Consider the following 23,024-nt stretch of genomic DNA (forward strand, 5'->3'; position numbering starts at 1 on the left):
CAATAGTGCCGCTGCCCAATCCTCGTCCTGCATCGCCGGCCCAAGTTTGGCGTATATCGGCTGACTCAGCGACGATTCGCGCACACGCGAGATTCGCTTTGCATCGACGGCTTTCGCTTCATAGCTGCTGCGCCAGCTGCCGTTAAGGACTTTCGGCAAAACGTCATCGAGAGGTGCCGGGTGGCCGATATAAGCGATGTGGCCGTCGCGGTCGACCACGAACGAGGTGGGAATCCCGAACGAAGAGCTGGGTTCCAGCCAGAGCTTTTTCATTTCGCCAGTGCAATCGAACGCTGTCCGATAATTCAGATTCGGGAACTTCTCGGTCAGCCAGGCATCCACGTTGGTCCGCGCTTCGTCCGCGGTTGCAGCCTTTTCGCAAGCTGCGACTCCGATAATCTCAAATCCGCTGTCTTTATATTTCTCCTGCAGTTCGATCAAATGGGGCATGGCGTGGACACATGGTCGGCACCAAGTCGCCCAAAATTCAACGAGGTAGACCTTGCCGGGCCGAAGGCTCGTGAGGGGCTCGCCACGCAGCCAGTTCTCCACTTTCAGCGCAGGAGCCGGGGACCCCATACGCAGTTCCATCTTGGTGTCCAAAGTCATTCCACACCTTTCGTCTCTTTTGTCGCGGAATATTTTCCAGTCAAAATCGGACACGGTCTCGAGGGCATTGCTCCCTCTCGCTTGCTTCAGCGGAGCTCTCACCGTGTTGCCGCACATCAAGCACGGCAAAGGGCATGCCAACCCTTCTTAGCTTCGGCAAGCGCCGGTACCGCCTTGAATAAGCGAGCCCTAACACGGCCAGCTGACGTTAACCTGAATGTCGGCTTTCGACGGCTCACCTTAGCGGCTGCCGTTTAGGAAGGTGAGAGTTTGGCTGGCCCGCTGGCGATAAGACCGGCTTCGGCGTCCTGGAGTAGTCGCACTTCGGCGATGGGGTCGAAAGTGCGGGAGAGGCTCGGTACCCTTGCAGCCACCGCCGCATGTGGCCCGGCGTCATAATTCGCGTCGCGGTTGCCAACGGCGGCGTTGGGCTCGATCCACGTGGCGTTGAGCCCGACAGCACGTAAAGCTGCATCGTGATTGAATGCCCTTTGCTGTTTCACGCCAAGCAGGAGTCGCGCGACGCTACCTTGCTCAAGCGCGAGCAGAGCGATCTGACGCCGTAGGAATATTGCTCGTCCCGCTTTTGCCGCCAGAGGCGGAAATCTTTCCTGAATGCCACCGCCGATCATCAATATCGACGAATCATATCCCGCTGCCCATTTGTTCGACTCCGAGGTCGGGCCAGCACTCCGTCAAGGGACGGTTGATGAACCCTAGATGCTCGGGATTGGCGCATGGCGCGCGCCGCAGAAGGCTGTCAAGGATGCGGCGCGCTCGCCAGGCCAGCAGCCCAAAGTTCGGATCAGCCAGCCCGCGCTGTCCAAGGCAGGCGTTCTGAACGAAAAGGCGTCGGTCTCGCGGTCCGTCCCAGTACACCGAAAAATCCTCGCCGATGGCGAGCTCATTGCCGATCTGTTCGAGGCGATCTGCGATCGGTTCTAGGAAACCCGGCAGCGGTTTCTCGTACCCGGTGGCCAGGATGACGATATCGGCGGTTACTTCTCCGATGTTGTCCAAGCCGCGTTGCAGCGTGAGCCTGTGCCCTGCTCCGGCATTGATGCAGCGCGACACGTTGCAACTTGGCCGCAATGTGATCTCGCATTGGTGTGGCTCGAGAAAGGCGTGGTGGTAGAGCGCCTGATAGACCGCGCGCAACTTGCTTTCTGAAATGCCCTCGGAGGCAAGCGCGAAACGCCGCAGGAACAGCTGTCGATGCACCTCGCTCATCGCAGCAAAACGATCCGAGAAGCATGGCGTGAACAGCCCGTTTGTGAACGCGTGGTCGTCGAAAGGCATCTCGCGCGTCAAGACCCATGTGATCGCCGCGGGCCGCCGTTCTTTCGGCCGGCCGACAAGGTGCAGTAGCAGCTCGGCTCCCGACTGTCCGCCGCCAACAACGCAGACATGCTTTTTTTGCACCTCAGGATTGATGTGGGCCAACTCAGATGAGTGGAACAGGTTGGGTCCAGTCCAGCCATGAAACTGAGGCGGAATTTGCGCCTGCTTGCCTATGTCGATGACGAGGTTTCTTGCATCAAGGACCGCGTTGTCCGTCCGCACGCGAAACTCGCCGTCAAAGCGGATTTCGCGAACGGCCTCGCCGCCACGGACAAGCGGATTCTTCTGGAACGCCCAGTTGAGATATTGGGCGAACTCGGCTCTAAGCACCCCGTGAAATTGCGCATTGAGGAAATTGTAAAGACGCCCGTTCTCGTGGAGGTAGTTTACGAATGTGTAGGCTGATCGCGGATTGACCAGAGTAACCAGATCCTGGAAGTGGCCGACCTGGAGCTCCGCGCAATCGAAAGCGCTGCCTGGATGTCCTCGGAAATCGACCTCCCGGTCCAGGAACAGTGCCCCTTGCGCAATCTCTTCCTGTATCTGACACGCAAGGCTCAAATTAGATGGTCCAGCACCCACACCAATACAAAAGAGGTCCACTTATCCTTACTCCTCTAGGAGTGTTTTCCAACTCAGCGGCATGTTGACGTCGATTGCCGGGCATTGAGCAATGCGAACCTCACAGGCATGCTTGAGCCGCGGTCCCGACTGAGAGGACAGCAAAAGCGTGTGCCGCCTTCCAGGTCTTGGGCTCAATGTCGGCGGCATCGACAGCGGCGCGGCGTGATCCGAACCCAAGAGCAGAAGGAAAGTGTGTGATGCTGTCGCGCGGCTCTTCCGGATCTTACGGCGGCTTCTAGCGCCGGCCTCCACCCCAGGAGTGGCTGTTTCCCTGCCACGACGGAAGCGGCTCTTTCTTTCGAGGGGCGTAACCATGGATAACGGCTCTTAATGCTTTCGGAGACTCCCATGCATGCGGCGTGCCGGATAAAGACCTGTCAAACCAACGAGTTCGCGCAGTTCCAGCTCGTCTGGAATCCGACATTGTCGCACGCCCGACGATCGGGCAGGGGAAGCTCCGCGGCAGCGGCCCTTGCACACCGCAGGCTGACAGGGACAGCCGCCGATTTGACGCGCGTCCGGGTACTGATAAGGGGCCTTCCAACAGGGTTCGCGCACGAGGCGGGGTCTCCTGGTACACCCGCCCTGTGGCTTGGCTGCGGTCTGCTGCAGCCGTTCGTCTTTACTGCCCGTTGCGGACGATCTCGCACGAGTTGGTTCACGAGAGCGTCGTGAAGCAGTCGAGGCGTCCGGTTTGGCTCTGACAAGCGTCGCAAGATGTTCGCGGATCCAGCCATGTCTCCGCAATCCGACCGGTAACCGACGACGACTTCGGACTGGTTGGCGGTCCTACGACCTGATCGGTGTTCCTACGGAGCTGATCAGCGAGCCAAAAACAGCGGCAATGTGGTCTTCCCAAAGCTCCAGCTCGGCGGACCGCCGAAAATCCGCTCACGCAGCCCACGGCTGCCATAAGCACCCATAACCATCATGTCAGCACAGATGTCGTTCGCGTGCTGGGTCAGCACTGTGCCCGCCGATTTGCCGGCGCTCTTAAGCAGGTCAACGGAGACCCGAGCACCGTGCCGAGTAAGATAGGCAGCGATGTCAGCTCCAGACTGCGCGCCTTTCCCGTTGTTTTGCGCCTTTGGATCGACCATAGCGACACAGACTTCCTTGGCAGCGGATAGGATACTAAGAGCTTCCCGAACCGCACGCGAGGCCTCTACACGCGAATCCCAGCCGACCAGCACGCGTCGAGGCGACAGCGTCGCCTTAACGCCCTTCGGCACGATGAGCACCGGCTTTCCGCTATCGAACAAGCAGCCGTTGACAACAGGAGGTCCGAGAGTCTCATCGTTGAGGAGGTCTCCTCCAACGATCGTCAGGTCAGCGCAGAGCGCCCGCTGTCGTGCCACTTCACCGAGGCTAGCCGGATCGCAATAGTCGGTGTCAACGTCACAGGAAAGCGACATAGCTTTCAGCCTTTTGAGGATATCCGCGGACCGTCTTTCCATTCTGGTCACGTCCTGTGAAAATTTCTCGATTTGCTGAAATCGATAGTTCGGTACTGCAATTGCCTGTGCACGTCCTGTATTCCATTCGGGGGGCGGAGACGACATCAAGAGCAATGGAGGCGGTATAATGAGTACCGATAGGTGCGCGCCGACCTCGGCACACAGTCCGGCAGCTGTTGTGAGGTCCTCATCAGAATGATCAGCACCCGTCACACTGAATATGCTTTTAAATTCCATTTGCCTGCTTCTCCTGGTCTTCGTTAGGAGCGCCTCAAAGCGGCAACACCGCTCTCAGGAGGAAGAGAGAGCGGCACCACGTTCGATCACCGATTTCAGTCGTCCGGCTTCTCGAGCGAGTAGCCGGCCGACCTGACGGTGCGAATGACGCTGCCGGGCAAGGCCGTTTTCAGCGCCCTCCTGATTCGGCTGATATGGACATCGACGGTGCGTGCACCGACATGAATGTTGGGCAGCCAGGCCGCCCCGATAAGCTCGTCCCGGCTGAAGACCTTGCCGGGGGCCTCAATCATAAGCCGCAGCACGTTGAAATCGATCCGTCCGAGATGGATGTCGTGGCCATTACCGCGAACCCGATGGGCATCGAGCTTCATCTCCAGGCCTCCACAACAAATCCAACTGTCGTTTTCAACCCCGTTCGGACCACGCTTGGTCAGCCCGAGCCTCGCCCGCAGGCAGTCGAGCAGCTTGGCCGGAGCCACCGGCCGCACAAAGCTCTCAACGCCTGCCTTCAAGAGATCGAGGTGCTGGTGCTCGGCGCCAGGCGCGATCAGGGCGATGATAGGCAGGTCGGTGGTGCGCGGTTCCCGCTTGAGGTGGGCGCAAATTGCGGACCCGTTTATGCTGGCTGGGTCGCAATCCAGCACTACGGCCTGAAGCTCCCGTTGTTCGGCCAAGGCCAGCGCAGCCTTCGCGCCGTCTGCCGTCTCACTGCTGAAACCGTCAACCTCCAGTATGTGGCTGTAGAGCAGATAGAACTCGGCATCTTGCGAGCAGATCAGGACCAGCGGCTTCTTCATCGGCGATACCCCAACAACCTGGTCGGCCTCGAGTCCCTGGATCGAGGGGACTGGCCAACATAGTTTCTCGGGTCCGTCATGATGGCCTTTCTCGAAAATCGCGCCCATCATGCCAGCGCCACGTGGGGAAAGGTTTCGATGACTGAAATCGCATCGTCGACCAGCTTCGTACCGGCCGTGGCGAGCTTCAGGAGCGTCTCGAAGCCAAACCGGTGGACATCGCGCAGCGTTTTGGACAAAACGACCAGCCGTCCGGTCGTGAAAAGCACCCGACCAAAACCCTCATGGCTCACCTGGATCATCGGCGATGCCATAAGGCCGCAGCGCTCCTCGATCGCAAGCCCGATGGCGGCGTAGTACTTGTCGAGCCTCCACAGCACGTCGGGATCGGGATCTCCGATGATTGGGATCCCTCGGCGCTGTTCCTTGGTAATGATGAAGTCGCCCAGCAGCTCAGCGTCCGCTTTGCGTTCCCACGAGCCATAGGAATCCTGAGAACGGATCAGCCGCACGAGGCATTTGACGAACGGGGTGCAAAGAGCCGCCTCGTCTTCGGCGACAGCTGGGGGGATTGCGGGGTCAGGCATTGGCGTCCTCCTCTTTTCAGTCCTCGTCCTCGAAGGACGGTTTCTTTTCGGCAATGCCCGCTCGCGCCAGCACCTTGCGCAGCCAAGGCGGAGGACACGTCCTGAGCATCATCTGCGTGCGCAAGAGCACCTGTGGGATCGATTGGGGCTCCGCCACTTTGATCGGGTGGATTTTTGCCGCGACAAGCTTGGCTGCCGAAGGGCCGCCAATTGCCAGACAAAACAGGATCTGACAGCCCTTGAGCGCATCCACCTTTGGCGTGATGCGATCATCGCGCTCGGCCCGATGCTCCCCGCTTTCATCGGACACGTCATCGAAGGCCACGGCTTCTACGAGATTCCATTCCTCGCGCGTCACGTCGTAGACAGCAAAGCGCCTGGCCGACCCGAAATGGGCGTTGAGGTCCTGCATGTCCTGAGTGGCGATCGCAACGCGCAATGCGCCCTTACGTCGTTCAGGCATCGGGGCGAAAACCTCACTACTGACCAGCGAGAGGCGGCGAACAGCGTTCATCGTGATATTTCTCGATTACGGAGTGGATCAAGCGCCTCAGGAGTGGGCGCGTGTTGGTTGGCCTGGAAGATGCTGGCGACCTCGAAGATCATGTCGCGGGTGCCCTGATAGAGAATTGCGAGCTTGTGCTGGCTGCCTAGTCGATCGAAGACCGGGAACCCGATGCGCATGAGCGGAATTCGGAGCCGCTCCGATGCTTGGCGCCCGTGCGAATGCGTGACAAGCAGGTCAGCACCGACGGCAAGACTTTCCAGATCGCCGAGATCGCCGATCTGAACCGAAACCGCCGGGACTTTCTCGAGAATTTTAGACCTGTCGGTCGTTGTGACGGCCGCGGCTATCTCGGAGCCGAGGCCAGCAAAGAAGGTCGCAAGTTGGAACAGCTGGTCTGGTTCGGCAGCGATGGCAATTTTCTTGCCGCCGAAATGGAAATGTCCGTCGAGCATCGCGTCCTGCAATTGCGCCCGGCGCCGGCGCACGCGGGCCGGTACCGCCGCGCCCGAAATCGCAGACAGCAGCGACACGAAGCGGTCCGTGTCCTGCAGCCCAGTCAGTGACTGGAACAACACGTAAGGCACGCCGGTCAACCCGTGCAGCGCTTTCGCCGGGCGGCGCATGTGCTCACCGATGGCGATGCATTGCATGGCCGTGCCCAACTCGCGAATGTCTTCGACGCTGGTGCCGCCGTATGTGGTCGCTACCCAGCGGTCAGGAACCGTACCGTCGAGCGAGCCTGAAATGTCGGGCAGAATAACCGGCTTGAGCCCAAAGCTTTCAACCATGTCACGCATATGCTCGATGTCGGCGACAGTGAGGTTGCATCCGGGCAGGATCGCGATCTTCTTCGGCTGCCGCGCACGTTCGCCCGAGCCTGTAATCCCTTTGATCATTGCGGTGACTGCCTTGGCCCAGCCCTCTTCGATCGCGCCGTCAAAATCCGGCGTGTTGGCCAGCACGACCTCCGTACCCGCAAGCTCTTGCGTGTGCTTCAGCTTGATGTTCGCAATATCACTCGCGCAATCTTCGCCACGCGTCTCCACCAGCGCGGTCGTGCACACCCCGATCAGCTTTGGCTTCGTGCGGTTCTTGAGGTTGAGGATGGCTTCTTCAAGATGGTCGGCAGCGCCGAGGATGGTCGCCACCTCATCCATCGCTGTTGTCTGCAATGGAATCGTTTCTTTGAAGTGCCGTACGAAGAGCACGAGCGCGAAGCTTGTGCATCCCTGGCTGCCGTGGAACAGCGGCATCGCGCCGTCGACCCCAAGAAAGGCAAAGGCGGCACCCAGCGGCTGCGACGACTTCAGCGGGTTCACCGCCGCGGATTTGGTCTGGGGAAGGATGCGGGCCATCGGTCGCCTCAACACTCGCTGAACTCGTGTGCCGTCGCGCCGGCGAATTCATCGAACAGGTGCCCGGACTCCTTCTTCGTGCATGGCAGTTCGTCTTTTAGATCAGGCTGGCAATCCCACGGGGCCGGCTGGCGCACCTGAGACCAGACCGGATTGTGAATGGCGAGGTCGATCTGGCGTACGAGTTCCACCATGCCGGCATAGCCGGCATAAGGGTGCTGGCGCTCCTGGTTGATATCGAGCCAGGGCGTCTTGGCCTTGAGCGCAATGAATTGCGTGCGACCGCCCGACAGCATGATATCGGCCCTGTGTTCAGAGAGCATGGCGTACAGCTCGCGCGCAGCCATGTATTCGAACATATGCTTGTCGTGCTTGAGAACTTGTTTGATGCGCTCCTTGTCCTGCACCGTAGATTTCTTGACCGAGGTGCCGACGATCTCGATTCCGATCTCCATCAGCGCACGGACAACCGACCAGGACTTCACACCGCCTGTGTTGAGCAGCACGCGCTTGCCTTGGAGCCTTTGCCGGTAGGATTCGAGTTTCTTCCACGCGATCGCCTCCTGCTGCGCGATCAGCGTCTCCGTGCGCTCGAGGATCTCCGGATCGGCGCCCTTCCTCACCAGCAGCCTGACAAGGTTGCGAAGAGCTTGCGATGTGTCGGAGATGCCATAGAAGGAGCCCTCGAAGAACGGGATGTCCCAGCGCTCCTCCATCTTGCGGGCAAGACTGATCAGCGCGGTCGAGCACACGATCATTGCCGCCCGGGCGCGGTGCGCGGAAGCAATGTCGCGGTAACGCGCATCGCCGGGAATGCAGGCGCGCACCCGGATGCCGAGCCGATCGAGGAGCGGCTTTACAAGCCAGAATTCGCCCGAGAGGTTGAATTCGCCAAGGATGTTGATGTCGTAGGGCCCGGGGTCGTCGGGTTCGACCGTGCCGATGACATGATCGAGCAACGCCTCGGCGGCGAGCTTGTTGCCGAGGTTCTTGGAGCCTGCCAGGCCAGGCGCATTGATCGGCACCACGGCCAAACCGAACTTTTCCGTGGCGCGTTTGCACACGGCCTCGATGTCGTCACCGATCAGCGCCGTTACGCAAGTTGAGTAGACGAAGATCGCCGGCGGCGCGTATGTGTGCTTGATCTCGCGGATCGCCTTGAAGAGTTTCCGCTCGCCCTGCCCCATCACCAGGTCGAGTTCGGTGAGGTCGGTCGTGAAGCTTGTCCGCCACAAGGTCGGCCCTGACGAAACCGCACCACGGTTGTCCCAAGAATTGCCCTCGCAGGCGAGCGGCGCATGGACCAGATGCGCAACGTCGGTGATCGGCTGCAGGACGATCTTGGCTCCGTCAAAGGCGCAGCCGCCGGCTGCCGCCCCTGGTGTCAGCGACTTCGAGCAGCCCTCCTTGCGCGCCTTGGCATCTTTGCCACGGTTCTTATCGCAGGCGGGCTCATCGAAGGCGTCCTTGATTTTGGCGCTGAGGGAGGACATCGCTCAGCCTCCCCAGTCCATTGGGCAAGGAATGGCCTCGGCGAAAAGCCGGCCACGGCTCTTAGCGCGTGAGGTCATAGGAATAATCCGTCACACCCGTCTCGCTCGTCTCGCGATCGAGTTTGTCGAAGATCTTGTCGAGGATCGTCGTCAGCACGCGCAACGCGCCCTGGTAGCCAAAGAGCGCAAAGCGGTGATGATGGTGCCGATCGAAGATCGGAAACATCAGCCGGATCAGCGGCGTTCCGGTGTCGCGCTCCAGGTACTTGCCGTAGGAATTGCCGATCAAAAGGTCCACCGGCTCGGTAAAGAGCAGCGAGCGCAGCGCCCACAGGTCCTTGCCCGCCCAAACCTGGGCAGCCTTGCCGAAAGGCGAGGATGCTAGCAGCTTCTTCAAATCGGCTTCCCATGCCGAGGTGCCATTGGTGGCGAGGCAATGGGTTGGCTCGCCGCCGGTCTCCATGACAAAGCGGGCCATTGCGTGAACGAAGTCGGGATCACCGTAGATGGCGTATTTCTTACCATGCAGCCAGGATTGGCTGTCCGCCATGGCGTCTACCAGTCGGCCGCGCTCGAGGCGAATTGCCTCGGGAATCTCCTTGCCGGAAATCGCCGCGACCTCCATCAGGAATTCGTCCGTCGCCTGAACGCCGAGCGGATAGTGGAACGAGGCCGTCGCCTGCCCGACCTCCTCGCAATAGCCCAGTGTCTTTCGGGTGTTGTGATGCTGCAGCGAAAGCGTTGCCTCGGCGTTGAGGGCCTTCTTCACCTCGTTGATCTTCGTGCCCCCGTCATACATGCGGTATTCACCGTCCGAAGGCGTATCGAACTGGTCAGAGGCATCCTGGATCAATGTATAGGACACGCCCATTACATCGAGCAGGCGCTTGAGCTCCCGGTTGTTGCCGACGCAGAAGCCGTCGAAGCCCGGAATGATGTTGATGGTTCCTTCGATTTGCGTACGCTCCTGACCTTTCCAGAAGTGCTCCAAAATGCCTTTGACCATGTTGTCATAGCCGTCGACATGACTGCCAACGAAGGCCGGGGTGTGGGCAAAGGGCACGTCGAAGTCGCGCGGGACTGAATCTTCGTCCTTGGCGTTCTGGATGAAGCTGTGCAGGTCGTCGCCAATGACCTCTGCCATACAGGTCGTCGACACGGCAATCATCTTGGGGTCGTAGAGCTGGTAGGTGTTGGCGAGCCCGTCGACCATGTTCTTCAGGCCGCCAAACACCGCCGCATCCTCGGTCATTGAGGAGGAGACCGCCGCGGCAGGCTCCTTGAAATGGCGCGACAGGTGCGAGCGGTAATAGGCGACGCAACCTTGGCTGCCGTGGACGAAGGACATGGTTCGCTCGAAGCCGGCGGCAGCGAATACCGCACCCAGCGGCTGGCAGGCCTTGGCCGGGTTCACGACAAGCGCTTTGCGGGCGAGGTTCTTTTCGCGGTATTCCCACGTCTGGGTGAAATCGCGCTGATCGGAAACGATTTCATCGGGGTGCGGACATTCGAAGTTTAGCTTCTTCTCAGCGAGCATCTTTCTGTATTCCGGCTCGCGGAACAGGGGAGCGTGATCGAGAATTTTTTCAGCCGACTGCGGCATGATGATTACCTCTTTTGCATCTGGCTGCGCGGGACGGCAGCTCAGGACGTCAAGACGTTCCAGGCTCCGGCGGATCAGAGGCCGCGGGAGTTCACCGTCTCAGTGGGAGACTGGGGCTGAAGCAAATGTTTATTCGGCAGCCATCGCCCGCTCATCGCCCCGGCTTCTTTTCCAAGGCGCGTGGAATAGGTCCCAGACCGGGTTGTTAATGGCGAGATCCACATCACGTGCGAAAATGGCAAAGCCGTCGTAGCCGTGATACGGGCCTGAATAATCCCAGGAATGCATCTGGCGGAACGGTATGCCCATCTTCTGCACCGGGTATTTTTCTTTGATTCCCGAGCCGACCAGATTTGGGCGAATCCCTTCGATGAATTTCTCCAACTCATAGCCGGTCACGTCATCGTAGATCAGCGTGCCGTTCTTCACGTAGTGGCCGGTGCGCTGATAGTCGTCGCTGTGGGCGAATTCATAGCCGGTGCCCACGATGACCATGCCGAGGTCCTCGTAGGCCGTGACGACGTGGCGGGGGCGCAGGCCGCCGACATAGAGCATCACGGTATTTCCTTCCAGGCGCGACAGGTACTTGGCGATGACCGCATCAACAAGCGGCCTGTACTTGGCAATGACCTTTTCGGTCTTCTCCTCGATTTCCGGCCCAAAATGCTTGGCTATGTTGCGCAGAGAGGCTTCGATCTGGGAGGGACCGAAGAAATTGTACTCCATCCAGGCGACGCCATACTTTTCCTCCATATGCCGACAGATGTAATTCATCGACCGGTAGCAGTGGATAAGATTGAGCTTAGCCTTCGGGGCGCGCTCGATCTCTGCGAGTGTGGCGTCACCCGACCAGTTGCCAACCACGCGCAGCCCTATCTCCTCAAGCAGTATGCGCGAGGCCCAGGCATCGCCGCCGATATTGTAGTCGCCGATGACGTTGACGTCGTAGGGGCCGGCCTCGAACTTGACATCCTTTTTGTCGAAGACCCAATCCCGGATTGCATCATTGGCGATGTGGTGGCCAAGCGACTGCGAGACGCCGCGGAAGCCCTCGCAGCGTACCGGCACGATCGTCTTGTCATACTCCTTGGTCTTTTTGCGAGAAACGGCCTCGGTGTCATCGCCAATCAGGCCGATAGGGCATTCGGACTGCACGGTGATGCCGTTGTTGAGCGGAAACAAGACTTCAATCTCGTCAATGATCTGTTCCAGCTTCTTGTCGCCGCCGAAGACGATGTCCTTCTCCTGGAAATCGGAGGTGAACTGCATTGTCCCGAACGTGTCGACGCCCGTTGTACCGACGTAGTAGTTGCGGCGCTGCGACCAAGAATATTGGCCGCAGCCGACCGGGCCGTGCGAGATATGGACCATATCCTTGACTGGCCCCCACACCACGCCTTTCGAACCAGCATATGCACAGCCGCGAATCGTCATCACCCCGGGAATGGACTTGATGTTCGATTTGACGTCGCATTCGGAAAGGACCTCGCTTTCCCCGCCAGCCTCGTTGCCGCTCTTTGCGACGTTGAGGTGCTTCTTGCGGCGCTTCGCCGCCTTGTCGGGATAATGCGACAGCACCTCTTCGATAAGCTTCGCATGAAGAGCACCGTCATTCTCGTATTCCCGGCTCATGAGTCCCCCTTTCAAGGTTGGGTGACGCCTCAAAGAATAGGCGCCGTTCTCTGCAAGGCGCGCCGATTCATGGCAGCGCTAATGTCACTACTGGGCCGCCGCCTTCGCCGCTTCCTTGGAGTGAAGCTCGGCAAGCATCTGCTCGTCGGTCTTCATGATGCCGAAGTCGAGCAGCATCTCCTCCAGCTCCTCCATGGTGATCGGCGTCGGGATCGTACCCTGGCCCGAATTGGCGTGGATCTTCTCGGCCAGAGCGCGGTATTCCCCTGCCTGCTTTGAGTCCGGCGCGTACTGGATCACCGACATCTTCCTGAGTTCGGCATGTTGGACGATGTTGTCGCGGGGCACGAAGTGGATGAGCTTGGAATTCAATCGGCCAGCCAGTGCTTCGGCCAGATCGAGTTCGCGGTCGGTTTGACGTTCATTGCAGATCAGCCCGCCCAGCCGCACACCGCCCGAATGGGCATATTTGAGGATGCCCTTGGCGATGTTGTTGGCGGCATAGAGCGCCATCATCTCGCCGGACATGACGATATAGATCTCCTGGGCCTTGCCTTCGCGGATCGGCATGGCGAAGCCGCCGCATACCACGTCGCCGAGGACGTCATAGGAGACATAATCGACATCGTCATAAGCGCCATTCTCCTCGAGGAAATTGATCGAGGTGATGACGCCGCGGCCGGCGCAACCGACACCCGGCTCGGGGCCGCCGGACTCCACGCACTTGATGCCTCTGTAGCCCACCTTGAGCACGTCCTGGAGTTCGAGGTCTTCCACCGAGCCTTCCTGTGCGGCGAGATCCAGGACGGTATCCTGAGCTTTCGAATTCAGGATCAAGCGTGTGGAATCGGCTTTGGGGTCGCATCCTACGATGAGGATTCTCTGCCCGAGGTCGACAAGGGCAGCGAGCGTATTTTGGGACGTGGTGGACTTGCCGATGCCGCCTTTTCCGTAAAAGGCGATCTGACGCAGACCTGACATAATAGCTTTCCTTCCTTCGTTCTAATTATCGCGACTGCCCGCGACACAAGTGCCGATAGGCAGCTCGTGCCGCCTCACACCAAGCATCGCAAAAAGCGTACCAGCGTGATCGGCCGATCCCAGAAGAAACTTTGTCATTAAATTCCAGCCGCTTAGACGGCGGCAAAACGCGCGAACGGGCCTTTCAGGCGTCTGTCACGGACACGACAAAGCCGACACAGATTGTCGTGCGCCATCCAAACCGCCGTGTGTCGAGCTCGAAGCGGGAGAATGGGGAAGTTAGCCCAAAGCTGATGGCGAGACCATCGGAAGACATCGGCTCTTGTCTTTCCAGCCTGCCATTGATCGGGCGGTCGCTGGATGAGCAGGAGCCTGGGGCTTGACCGCGGCGCGGGTAGTTCAGGCAGGCTTACAGAGCGGGAACGCCGGCGGCCGATAGACATCCGCGCTTAACCTTTCATAGCCCGTCTACAAGTTGGTTCCGCCGACGCGCTATATGGAAGCCAAATAATTCAGTAGCTTAGCCGAGAGCATTGATTTTTTCAGAAAGATACGTGTTATACGCGTATGAACCGCCGAACCCATGGTCGGCGCCCTCATGCGCGTGAGACCCCGTTGTGGGCGAGGCTCGCGACTGGCTGCACGATCCTAGCCGGCCTGCTTGCCATTGAGTTTGGTCCCGCCGCGGTAGGCTGCGGCATCAAGGGCAACATCAGCTACAACACTGGCAAGAAGATTATCACGTTCTTGGACAGGAATCTTACTGGGAGACACGCATCAACCTATTGAAGGGCGAGCGGTGGTTTTGTTCAGAGGAAGCTGCACGAAAGGCGGGCGGGCGGGCTTCGAGAGGTTAGTGTCGCGGCAGCTTGCAGATCTGCCCACGGGGCCGCCACGATCGCAAAGTGTGTACAAAAGCGCCCTCTCTGCCGAACTGAACAGTGCTCACGGCCATAGCCTCGGATGAGCCCGACTGGCTTGACCTCTGCATGATGAGAGCAGCTTTTACACCAGGTGCGCAGCACATGTCTTTAACGAACGCATCGTCTTCAAGAATATAGAGAGCAATTCGGAAAACCGAGTAGTTGGCGGCGAAGCTAGGAGAAGGTATACACTACCCTCTTGTTACCCCAGAGTAGAACGTGCAGCTGCGGCAAGACGCGGGCTTCGAACCACCTGTCGCTGGTCACCTTTTCTACCAGCGGTTCCATGCGCATCATATTCCGTCGGACTCGACAGAGACGTCTTCATTACCACGGCGGGGCGGCGTGTGATTGCCGGGTTGCAGACAAACCTCGCCGCGACGTATTTGGGACGAGTGGTGTCGGCACCGAATCCCTATCATTTAGACTAGCCAGCTTGGGGAGCGCCGTCAGACCGCCAGACCGGAAGAGGAGGCTTCGCGCCAACTTGTGCCAAGAATGTTGGACCGTGCGGAACCGCTGGGGCGGCGCTCAACTCTGGCGCAGGATGAAGCGTCGATTGGGTGAATGAATAGGGCGCGCGTTCGACGGGTAGAGTGAGGCAAATCGCTGGATGTCTGCCGGATCAACGTCAACCGGTTCCATCGCCACCATCCACTCGACGTTTTCGGTGCACGGCGGCGTCGTCAGTGAGCCCTCATAAGTCCAATAGCCAAGCGAGGCTGGCAGAAGCCAGTTGGGATTCACCTCGTCGATCGTCACCTCCCCATTCGGCAGTTCGGGAAAGGCCGCAGCAAGGGCAGCAAAGCTGGCATTTGTCGCGCCGGGCGTTAAAAAGACGCCCAGCACGCCCAGAGTACCACTTTGCGTGTCCTTGTGAACGAAATGCACCTCCATCGGGAAGCTCTTGCCCGCCACGTGATGTTCGCTTGGCGCATGGAAATGGAACTGTACCAGTTCGTAGACACGATCGCCGCGGGTCAGCGTGCTGCCTTGTGGCATATTGATTTGAATGGTGTGGCCGTTGTTCACCATATTGCCGCCGCCCTTGTGCCAGCCGATGGCGATATGCGGGATATCCGCCTTGACCGCGCTGTTGATATTGATCGGCGATTGCTGCGTGCCGGCAGAGCATACGAAATTTTCCTTATCCAGATCAGCCCAGTGCTCCGGTCCGACCGGACCGGTGTACCCCCAATGGGCACTGGTCGCTTGGGCGGCTTGAACGCAAATCCGGCATGCGCCGAGCGCAACCAACCCTTTGATCAGGTGACGACGATACATATTACTTTTGCTCCTCTTGCGAACTGATGTTGGTGGCTGCCCTAATGGACGCGTGATGGCCAATCGGCGCGGCCAGTATTGTCCTTTGCAACTGATAGATGCCCGCACGCCTTGGCGTGCTTTCATAAGTGCGGCTGCCGTTTCTCGGCTGGCCGGCTTCTGCAGCCCGCAACGGGGGCAGTTTCAACCAGCTAAACGATAAAAAATTTTAGCAGACCAGCGCTTGACCCCCGCCGCAAAGGCACAGGCGAAGGTGATCACTGCGCGGCTGCCGTTCGCGCCGGAGGCCGCATCGCTATACTTTACACTCGCTGCCCAAGGAGACGCAGGCGACCCCAATACGTTTTCATCGCTACTCCCGACGCAGCCGACCCACGCCACGAAAACGTTGCTATATTTCACGTTGGGCCAATGAGGAAATCGATCTTCTTTATGGAAGGCATTTGCGCAATGGATGCATTCCCATGCTGACAGTCGTGCGTCAGGCCGGACAATGAGATACATCGATAAGAGCTGGACAAGGATGAGGGGATGACGTGCTTGCGACGGAGCAGGTGGGGCGAGAAGGCCAGTTCTTGCGGATTTCAACTTTGCGTGACGACAGCTCATCGGAGTCAAGGTGACACACGCCGGCAGCGGGGTGTCCGGGCGGTTTCCAGCCGCACAATCGCGAGACCGCTGACGCGAACAAAGCTCGGCTGTACTCGGCACGCGAAGAGAGCCTGCCAAGCCGTTGGAGCCCGGCCTTCCGGTGCGACGCAAGCCACAGACTAGACCGCCCTCTTGTTACCCCAAAGCAGAACGTGCAGCTGCGGCAACACGCGGGCTTCGAACCACCTGTCGCTAGTCACCCTTTCGACAAGCCATTCCATTCGCATCATTATTCCGTCCAAGTCGACAGAGGCGTCTTCACTGCCAGGGAGCGGCGGCGTGTGATTGCCGGGTTGCAGATAGATCGGAAGGTGCGGATATCTCGCCGCGACTTCTTTGGCGTAGGCATAGTCACTCTCGTCGAAAACGACGAGCTTGAGCACGATTTGCGGCTTCTCTTGCGCCGCTTCGAGGCATGCATCAAACGCAGCCCAACGGGTCGTCATCTCGCTGGACGGCGGCTTTGGGCTAAGGGTCAGCACGTCAAGATCCGCAAACCACTCCCTCACCACGGAACCCTGCGTTTCCAGTGCAAAACGATAGCCCTCGCGATGGCCTCGTTCTATGAGGGGACCGAACGGCTGAATGGCCGGGTTGCCGCCTGACAAGGAGACCATAACCGGCCTGCCGCCGGAAAGCGCATGGACGGTTTGCCACACGGCATCGATCGGCATCGGTAGCCATTCATGGCGATACTGATTGTCCACCGCGTGAAGGCTGTCGCACCATGAACAGCGATAATCACATCCGCCGGTTCTGATGAACACCGTCGGCAAGCCGATGAGCACGCCCTCGCCCTGGATAGTCGGCCCGAATATCTCGCTCACACGGATTGCGGGATGCATGTCGGTCACGGACGGTATTCCGCCCAAGTTTTCGGTGTTTCGCTAACGCGCACGGCCGCGGTCTGCGGCAGACGTGCCTTGCACCATTCATAGAAATGTCTGGCCAGGCATTCCGCCGTGACCTTCTCATGTCCCAGCACGTCGTTGAGGTGCCGATGGTCGAAGCTCTCGTCAATGTAGCGTTTGAGCGGCGCCAGATCGTGATAGTCGCGCACGAAGCCGTGGGCGTCCAGTTCCTTGGCCGACAGCTCCACTACGACGACATAGTTATGCCCGTGCAGGCGCGCGCATTGATGGTTGGGAGGCAAGGAGGTGAGCTGATGCGAGGCCGAGAAGTGGAATTCCTTGCTGATGTGGAACATTACGCGCGCCTCCTGCGCAGCGCCTCAAGCCAGAAATCGGCGTCCTCGTAGTCGGTGGGATCAGCGTGCCCGGCGAGATGGAACGCTTCGCGCCGCTCGACGCAGGTCCCGCATCGTCCGCAGTGACGCACGCCGCCCTTGTAACAGGACCAGGTCTCAGCAAACGGGGTGCCGTATCTTGCGCCATCCGCAACAATGTCAGCTTTTCCGAGATTCACATACGGTGCATAGAGGCGTATCTGCGCATAGCCGTCGAGCGCGCGGTCTTGCATTGTCTGGAAAGCTTCAATGAAGGCCGGACGGCAATCGGGATAGATGAAATGGTCCCCACCATGCACGGCCGCCGCCACCGCTTCGGCGCTGTGGGCGGCGGCGAGACCGAAGGCGATTGCCAACATGATGGCATTGCGGTTCGGCACCACCGTAATCTTCATCGTGTCTTCGGCGTAGTGGCCGTCCGGCACGTCGATACTGCTAGTCAGCGCTGAGCCGGAAAGGCCACGGCCAATTTCGCCGATGTCGATGATCTGGTGCGGGACCTTCAGTCGCTGCGCGCAAAGAGCGGCGAAGCCCAATTCCTTCCTGTGCCGTTGGCCATAGTCGAAAGATAGAAGGCCGGTGAGTTCGTGCTCCGCTGCCACCATGTGAGCAAGGGAAACGGAGTCCAATCCGCCAGAGCAGACGGCGAGAGTCTTCATCATTGGTATCCTTGTTTTGACCGGGTAAGGCTGCGACCGGAGATTTCTCTGCGCCCCCACTACTCCAGCGACTCAGTTTTGTGAACCGGGAGAATTTGCGCTCAGCCCGATTGGAACGGGAGTGCGTCGCGTCCAACACGCGTGATCAATAAAAGTTGAGCGCTTCAGCAGTTTGTTTCGCATCGCGCCAACTTTCGCAACCTGCTGTCCGATCGTCGACTTCGAGACAAGGTGATGTTCGGCCGACATCGGCTGACTCTTAATTAAGCCGCAGAACACATGTTGGCTTTCTGGCCTTCGCTTGTGCGGTTGGCGAGGGCGACATGGATGCCAGCAAATTTGACATTGGCGACATCCGCCTGGAGAACCCTGCGCGGCGCGATTGAGGCCGCAGGCGAGCCTGCTCTAACTGCCGCCCTACAGTCCCGACTTCAATCCGATTGAGAACGCCTTCGCCCAACCTAAGGCGCTGCTGCGAGCAAAGGCCGAGATAACCATCAAGGCTCTATGGGACTGACGTTGCCCCAGCAGTTTTGAGTTCGTTTCCGGCGTGGGTTGTGCCCTGCTGGGCGGGTGAAGCGACGGGCGCTGGCGCGGAGCCTTTGGCATAGCGCAGCGCGAGCGACCGTCGCGGATTGAAGGTGCTGGCGAACTTGGCCGGGGTCTGCCAGGGGGGAGTGCGGCCGCGCGGTGTTGTAGTCGGCGTGCCACAGGGCGATGGCTACGCGCGCCTGAGCCAGCGAGGTGAACAGCGTCTCGTTGAGCAGTTCATCGCGCAGTCGGCCGTTGAAGCTCTCGATGAAGCCATTCTGCATCGGCTTGCCGGGCGCAATGTAATGCCATTCGACGCGGTTCTGATCCGCCCAGGAGAGGATGGCGTTCGAGGTGAACTCGCTGCCATTGTCGCTGACGATCATCCTGGGCCGGCCCCGCTCGGTGATGAGCCGTCCAATTCGCGGGCAACCCGCATGCCCGAGAGAGACGTATCAACGATGAGTGCGAGGCACTCTCTCGTGCAGTCGTCGACGACGGCCAGGATGCGGAAGCGGCGCCCGTCGGTGAGCTGGTCCGATACGAAGTCGAGCGACCAGCGCTCGTCGGGCCTCAGCGGCACCAGCATCGGCGCCCTGGTCCCGATCGCCCGCTTGCGGCCGCCACGGCGGCGACGGCGAGCTTCTCCTCCCGATAGAGCCGGAACAGCTTCTTGTGGTTCACGACCAGGCCCTCCCGCCTCAGCATCACGAGAAGACGCCGGTAGCCGAACCGGCGACGCTCCTGCGCGATCGGCCTTCATCCGCTCGCGAACCTCGCGGTCGTCCGGCCTGCTGGTCTGGTAGCGAACCGTCATGCGGCAACAGCCGATGGCTTTACACGCCCGCCGTTCGCTCATCCCGAAGCCTTCCTTCAGGCGAGCGACAGCTTTCCGCTTGGCGGCGGGCGTCACCATTTCTTTCCCACAAGGTCCTTCAACGCGGCATTGTCGAGCATGGCGTCGGCCAAAAGCCGCTTCAGGCGCGTGTTCTCGTCCTCCAGCGCCTTCAGGTCGCCGAGCCTCGGTGACATCCATCCCGCCGAAGCGGGCCTTCCAATTGTAGATCGAGGCGTCGCTGACCCCGTGCTTGCGGCACAGATCGCCAACCGATACCCCGGCCTCGTGTTTCTTCAAAATTCCGATGATCTGCTCTTCAGAGAAGCGGCTGCGTTTCATGTCCTGGTCCTCTGGATGGGCCAGAACGAACTTCAAACCGGATTAGATCAGAGGGGCAAGGTCAGGACGCCTCGGCGCGGTCGTCGACCTCTTCACCCCAGCCGAATGTGCCAACTACTTCAAAGCCGCAGGATATGACCTGGATCAGATAGGACGTGCTCCAATGGTTTACACCTGACACAGGAGTCCGGCCCCCACAACCGTTTCGCAATGAGGAGCAGCGCTGCCGCTGCTCCTCCAATCACACGACGGATTCACGATGCGGCAACTCGAGCCATGATTTCGGATCCAATGGCCGATGCGGTGTATAGTGAGGCATCCAGCGGCAAATCCCCAAATGCCAGTTGACACAGAAGATAATTAGCACCTGCCTCTTCCAGCTGATCAAGGAGAGCTTTTCGGACAGAATCTGCCGTTCCCACGACGCACAATTCACTTTCAATTGCTGCATCGAAGTTCAAAGGCAAGTTTGGTGGAGTGGAAATGGCATTTAGTTCGTATAGAAATTTGAAGCTATTGAGCCATCGTTCATAGGCAGGTGCTGCGAGCAAATACGCATCTGTTTCAGAACGCCCTATCACCACCATTCGGAGCAATCCAAGAAATGGCGCTTGCTGGCCAATGTCAGCATCGTGAATTCGGGCGGCGCGGAACGCGTCGGTAACGCTGCGAACAGAAGTGGAAGGTCCGACGCAGGCGATGTTTGCCCCATTCGCAGCGGCCCAGCTAGCCGGCTCGGGTCGATTGGTGGCGATCCATGTCGGCGGACGGGGATATTGGTGAGGTCTCAACGTCAGCGGAACATCTTTCAACTCAAAGTGGCGGCCCTGATAAGAAAGCGTCCCGCCTTTCATCGCATTGATGAGAATCTCACTGGCCTCCGCATACTGTTCTGGTGCTGCTTCTACAGCAACCCCGAAGTATCCCAATTCAGTGGGAGCAGAGCCGCGCCCTATGCCGAGTTCAAGCCTGCCGCCGCTCAACTGATCAAGCATGCAGATCTCCTCGAAGGCACGCAGCGGATGATAGAGCGCAAGTAGCATTACCATGGGACCAACACGAAGACTGCGGGTTCGCTGGGCGACGCTCGCTAAGAACAAATTCGGTGATGGACCTCTGCCATGCGGCGTACAGTGGTGCTCGGCGAGATGATACGCATAAAAGCCATAGCCATCGCACGCTTCTGCTAGGCTCAGCCGATCTGCATATTGTTGTGCGATGTCATCGCCGTTTTCGTCCAGATGATCGAAGATGCCGAAGGTCAGGCCCGAAGCGGAAATTTTCTTCAATTAATTGTTCTCCAAATTACCTATATTTATTCGCTAATCATCATAGCTCACGACATATCATTACTTGATGCTTAATGTGAATCGACTTCATGCTTGTGAGCACCGCGATCCTTCTTAAAGTTCATACAGACGCGTTCGGCGGCAGCAAGGAATTTGTCCATCTGCTCTGTGGTGCCAATGCTGACGCGAATACAGTTCTTCAAATCTACGTCAGGAAAGCTGGCGATGAGGATCGCCTGCTCTTTCAACGCGGCTTGCCAGCATGAGCCCTCCTGTCCCGCCGGCACACGGGCCAGCAAAAAGTTTGCGTGGGAGGGTGTTACGGAAAAGCCAAGTTGCAACAGCGCCAGGGTCACTCGCTGTCGTTCATGCTTGATGTGCCTGTGGTTCTCTTCGTAGGCGTGGCGATGCGCAAGAATGCTTTTCCCGACCGCCTGCCCGATCACGTTCATGTTGAAGACATTCTGGATGTTGCGCAGCCTGCCAATGATTTCTGGGTGACCGAAACCGAAGCCGACTCGCACGCCAGCGGCAGCATAGCTCTTTGAAAAAGTCCTCAAGATCAAAAGATTCGGATGTCTATTGACGAGGCGCAGGGCATTGTCGGGTGCGAAGTCAACGTAGGCCTCATCCAAGACGACCAAGCGATCTGCTTGCTCCACAAGGCGTTCGATTTCGGCCACCGGCACGAATGTTCCGGTCGGATTGTTCGGATTAGCCAACAGAATGAACTTCGCGTCTTTTGCGGGGCCGGACAGCAGTTTTTCTATCGGCAGGGGATGAGCTTCGCTCGATGCGATTTCGAGAAACTCGGCACCCTGCAACATGGCAAGTTTACGGTTGAACGAAAATCCGGGCGACAGCATTGCCACTCTATCTCCTGGGGCGAGGAAAGCTCTGTAGATGAGTCCGAGCAGCTCCGACGAACCGTTGCCGGCAATCACCTGATCTTTGGAAAATCCGTAAGCATCGGAGGCAGCTGCCCTTAAGCTGAGATTGTCGTCTTCCGGATAAAGATACTGGTGTTCGATCGCAGCAATTGCACTTTGCATTACGCTCTTCGGCAACGGAAACGGGTTCTCGTTCGTATTTAGCTTAACGCAGTTTGCATCCGTCGCTGGTCCGTTGGACGAGAGAGCATCTAATTTGCTGGCCACCGGCGAAAAAAGCGAAAGCACGGTCTTCAGTTTTGCATCGCACATGTTCTTCTCCGTTTTTCAGTCCCGCAGGGCATGTGACATGAGGCAATCGTTGATCGTGACTTGATCGACGTTCGGCTATATCAGCGCTGCCTTCCCACCCTGGTGGGGATCGCCGACCACGGTTTGGATTTGACACCGGGAAGCTGTCGAGAACCTGATGACGACCCAACGTTTGGCCGACGGCCGATTCGGCGCAACAGACGGTGTTTCAACATCGCATCGTCCTCAAAGCCGCATGCAGGGCCTGCACGACAGCCCGTCTCCAGCGCCCGCAGATAGGTGGAAGCCGAAGTCTTGCCGAACCTCAGTTGCTCTGCCACCTTGGCCCACCGGACTGCCCTGTTTATGGGTCAGGCGCAGGATATCTCTGACGCTCGTTCGTCTTGCTTGCTTCCGTCTTGGCATGGGCTCTCTCGGTTTGCTGATGAGAGAGCCAAATACCGGCTCATCTGAGCATGAGACGCAGGCCTGACGATATGGAGCGTCGCTGGTGGCGCGCGTAGCCGAGAGGGTTCGCCTCGCTGGCGGGGCATGCAAGACGGCGCACCTCCTTAGCCATCCTGTCCCATCGTCTCAGATCGTGAGGCGCACCTTATAGTCGGTGAGGAGATCTTGCAGGGTCAGGTTACGCCCTAGCGCTTAAGGTTGTTGGTCGCACCGAGCAAGCGCGGGACCTGTCGACGGACAACAGCGGTGCCACTGCCGGCACTAGGTGTGAGCTTTCGAGAGGTTGTCCATTCGGACCGGACCGAGGAGACTGGAGTTACCACGCTTCAGCATCCATCGGAGGGTCCGAATGAACATCCACAAGAATGCCCGTCTCACACCGCTGCGT

Annotated in this window: 18 protein-coding genes and 3 pseudogenes; 1 reads left to right on the plus strand and 20 read right to left on the minus strand. The window is 58.9% G+C overall.

The features are described 5' to 3' along the window. The 17 genes and pseudogenes from EN935_RS01950 to queC form a co-directional block, all read right to left on the minus strand. The coding region (locus EN935_RS01950) for a TlpA disulfide reductase family protein (RefSeq protein WP_164770992.1) at positions 1-591 on the minus strand (591 nt) is incomplete at its 3' end. 272 nt (positions 592-863) lie between these two features. After that, the gene (locus EN935_RS01955; RefSeq protein WP_024505270.1) at positions 864-1,241 is read right to left on the minus strand and encodes a hypothetical protein; all 378 of its coding nucleotides are present in this window, start codon (positions 1,239-1,241) and stop codon (positions 864-866) included. 13 nt (positions 1,242-1,254) lie between these two features. Beyond that, positions 1,255-2,553: a SidA/IucD/PvdA family monooxygenase gene (locus tag EN935_RS01960; protein WP_063169368.1), complete on the minus strand. Its 1,299-nt coding sequence runs from the start codon at positions 2,551-2,553 to the stop codon at positions 1,255-1,257. An 842-nt stretch (positions 2,554-3,395) separates the two neighbouring features. After that, the gene (locus EN935_RS01965) at positions 3,396-4,268 is read right to left on the minus strand and encodes a universal stress protein (RefSeq protein WP_063169369.1); all 873 of its coding nucleotides are present in this window, start codon (positions 4,266-4,268) and stop codon (positions 3,396-3,398) included. A 95-nt stretch (positions 4,269-4,363) separates the two neighbouring features. After that, complete coding sequence (locus EN935_RS01970) at positions 4,364-5,179, minus strand: response regulator transcription factor (protein ID WP_063169370.1); 816 nt, start codon at positions 5,177-5,179, stop codon at positions 4,364-4,366. Continuing rightward, positions 5,176-5,655, minus strand: coding sequence for a NifX-associated nitrogen fixation protein (locus EN935_RS01975; RefSeq protein WP_024505267.1), 480 nt, complete (start codon positions 5,653-5,655; stop codon positions 5,176-5,178). Before EN935_RS01975 ends, EN935_RS01970 begins: the two co-directional genes overlap by 4 nt. 16 nt (positions 5,656-5,671) lie before the next feature. Continuing rightward, positions 5,672-6,169: a nitrogen fixation protein NifX gene (nifX, locus tag EN935_RS01980; RefSeq protein ID WP_063169371.1), complete on the minus strand. Its 498-nt coding sequence runs from the start codon at positions 6,167-6,169 to the stop codon at positions 5,672-5,674. Then, on the minus strand, positions 6,166-7,518 hold the full coding sequence (gene nifN / locus EN935_RS01985) for a nitrogenase iron-molybdenum cofactor biosynthesis protein NifN (RefSeq protein WP_024505265.1): 1,353 nt from the start codon (positions 7,516-7,518) through the stop codon (positions 6,166-6,168). The genes nifX and nifN overlap by 4 nt, the downstream gene beginning before the upstream one ends. Positions 7,519-7,526: 8 nt before the next feature. Continuing rightward, complete coding sequence (gene nifE / locus EN935_RS01990) at positions 7,527-9,011, minus strand: nitrogenase iron-molybdenum cofactor biosynthesis protein NifE (RefSeq protein WP_024505264.1); 1,485 nt, start codon at positions 9,009-9,011, stop codon at positions 7,527-7,529. Between the two features lie 61 nt (positions 9,012-9,072). Further along, positions 9,073-10,614 (minus strand): nitrogenase molybdenum-iron protein subunit beta, encoded by a 1,542-nt coding sequence (nifK, locus tag EN935_RS01995; protein ID WP_024505263.1) that lies wholly within the window; start codon positions 10,612-10,614, stop codon positions 9,073-9,075. A gap of 129 nt (positions 10,615-10,743) precedes the next feature. Further along, complete coding sequence (nifD, locus tag EN935_RS02000) at positions 10,744-12,246, minus strand: nitrogenase molybdenum-iron protein alpha chain (protein WP_024505262.1); 1,503 nt, start codon at positions 12,244-12,246, stop codon at positions 10,744-10,746. An 87-nt stretch (positions 12,247-12,333) separates the two neighbouring features. Then, on the minus strand, positions 12,334-13,227 hold the full coding sequence (nifH, locus tag EN935_RS02005; RefSeq protein WP_024505261.1) for a nitrogenase iron protein: 894 nt from the start codon (positions 13,225-13,227) through the stop codon (positions 12,334-12,336). Positions 13,228-14,324: 1,097 nt separating this feature from the next. Next, positions 14,325-14,521 (minus strand): annotated as a pseudogene (locus EN935_RS41765) (7-carboxy-7-deazaguanine synthase QueE); the annotation flags it as partial. Between the two features lie 160 nt (positions 14,522-14,681). Beyond that, positions 14,682-15,434: a carbonic anhydrase gene (locus EN935_RS02020; protein WP_063169372.1), complete on the minus strand. Its 753-nt coding sequence runs from the start codon at positions 15,432-15,434 to the stop codon at positions 14,682-14,684. A 770-nt stretch (positions 15,435-16,204) separates the two neighbouring features. Continuing rightward, positions 16,205-16,930 (minus strand): 7-carboxy-7-deazaguanine synthase QueE, encoded by a 726-nt coding sequence (queE, locus tag EN935_RS02025; RefSeq protein WP_164548811.1) that lies wholly within the window; start codon positions 16,928-16,930, stop codon positions 16,205-16,207. 5 nt (positions 16,931-16,935) lie between these two features. After that, positions 16,936-17,292, minus strand: coding sequence for a 6-carboxytetrahydropterin synthase QueD (gene queD, locus EN935_RS02030; RefSeq protein ID WP_063169374.1), 357 nt, complete (start codon positions 17,290-17,292; stop codon positions 16,936-16,938). Further along, entirely contained in the window at positions 17,292-17,990 is a 699-nt protein-coding gene (gene queC / locus EN935_RS02035; protein ID WP_063170389.1) for a 7-cyano-7-deazaguanine synthase QueC, read from the minus strand. Before queC ends, queD begins: the two co-directional genes overlap by 1 nt. A 369-nt stretch (positions 17,991-18,359) precedes the next feature. Between queC and EN935_RS02040 the strand changes: the two are divergent. Then, positions 18,360-18,501, plus strand: a pseudogene (locus EN935_RS02040) (transposase); the annotation flags it as partial. Here EN935_RS02040 and EN935_RS02045 read toward each other — a convergent pair. The 3 genes and pseudogenes from EN935_RS02045 to hisC form a co-directional block, all read right to left on the minus strand. After that, positions 18,496-19,698 (minus strand): annotated as a pseudogene (locus EN935_RS02045) (IS3 family transposase). The pseudogenes EN935_RS02040 and EN935_RS02045 overlap by 6 nt on opposite strands. A 254-nt stretch (positions 19,699-19,952) precedes the next feature. After that, positions 19,953-20,987 carry an LLM class flavin-dependent oxidoreductase gene (locus EN935_RS02050; RefSeq protein WP_063169375.1) on the minus strand — a complete coding sequence of 345 codons (1,035 nt, stop codon included), beginning with the start codon at positions 20,985-20,987 and terminating at the stop codon, positions 19,953-19,955. 71 nt (positions 20,988-21,058) lie between these two features. After that, positions 21,059-22,189 (minus strand): histidinol-phosphate transaminase, encoded by a 1,131-nt coding sequence (gene hisC / locus EN935_RS02055; RefSeq protein WP_063169376.1) that lies wholly within the window; start codon positions 22,187-22,189, stop codon positions 21,059-21,061. Positions 22,190-23,024 lie beyond the last annotated feature (835 nt).

It is taken from the genome of Mesorhizobium sp. M7D.F.Ca.US.004.03.1.1 (genome assembly GCF_003998635.1).
Classification (GTDB): Bacteria; Pseudomonadota; Alphaproteobacteria; order Rhizobiales; family Rhizobiaceae; genus Mesorhizobium; species Mesorhizobium loti.

Bases quoted from the DNA above. Each gene is read 5' to 3' on its own strand.
- EN935_RS01955 (WP_024505270.1), bottom strand. From the start codon at position 1,241: ATGATCGGCGGTGGCATTCAGGAAAGATTTCCGCCTCTGGCGGCAAAA.
- EN935_RS01965 (WP_063169369.1), bottom strand. From the start codon at position 4,268: ATGGAATTTAAAAGCATATTCAGTGTGACGGGTGCTGATCATTCTGAT.
- EN935_RS01970 (WP_063169370.1), bottom strand. From the start codon at position 5,179: ATGATGGGCGCGATTTTCGAGAAAGGCCATCATGACGGACCCGAGAAA.
- EN935_RS01975 (WP_024505267.1), bottom strand. From the start codon at position 5,655: ATGCCTGACCCCGCAATCCCCCCAGCTGTCGCCGAAGACGAGGCGGCT.
- nifX (WP_063169371.1), bottom strand. From the start codon at position 6,169: ATGAACGCTGTTCGCCGCCTCTCGCTGGTCAGTAGTGAGGTTTTCGCC.
- nifN (WP_024505265.1), bottom strand. From the start codon at position 7,518: ATGGCCCGCATCCTTCCCCAGACCAAATCCGCGGCGGTGAACCCGCTG.
- nifE (WP_024505264.1), bottom strand. From the start codon at position 9,011: ATGTCCTCCCTCAGCGCCAAAATCAAGGACGCCTTCGATGAGCCCGCC.
- nifK (WP_024505263.1), bottom strand. From the start codon at position 10,614: ATGCCGCAGTCGGCTGAAAAAATTCTCGATCACGCTCCCCTGTTCCGC.
- nifD (WP_024505262.1), bottom strand. From the start codon at position 12,246: ATGAGCCGGGAATACGAGAATGACGGTGCTCTTCATGCGAAGCTTATC.
- nifH (WP_024505261.1), bottom strand. From the start codon at position 13,227: ATGTCAGGTCTGCGTCAGATCGCCTTTTACGGAAAAGGCGGCATCGGC.
- EN935_RS02020 (WP_063169372.1), bottom strand. From the start codon at position 15,434: ATGTATCGTCGTCACCTGATCAAAGGGTTGGTTGCGCTCGGCGCATGC.
- queE (WP_164548811.1), bottom strand. From the start codon at position 16,930: ATGCATCCCGCAATCCGTGTGAGCGAGATATTCGGGCCGACTATCCAG.
- queD (WP_063169374.1), bottom strand. From the start codon at position 17,292: ATGTTCCACATCAGCAAGGAATTCCACTTCTCGGCCTCGCATCAGCTC.
- queC (WP_063170389.1), bottom strand. From the start codon at position 17,990: ATGAAGACTCTCGCCGTCTGCTCTGGCGGATTGGACTCCGTTTCCCTT.
- hisC (WP_063169376.1), bottom strand. From the start codon at position 22,189: ATGTGCGATGCAAAACTGAAGACCGTGCTTTCGCTTTTTTCGCCGGTG.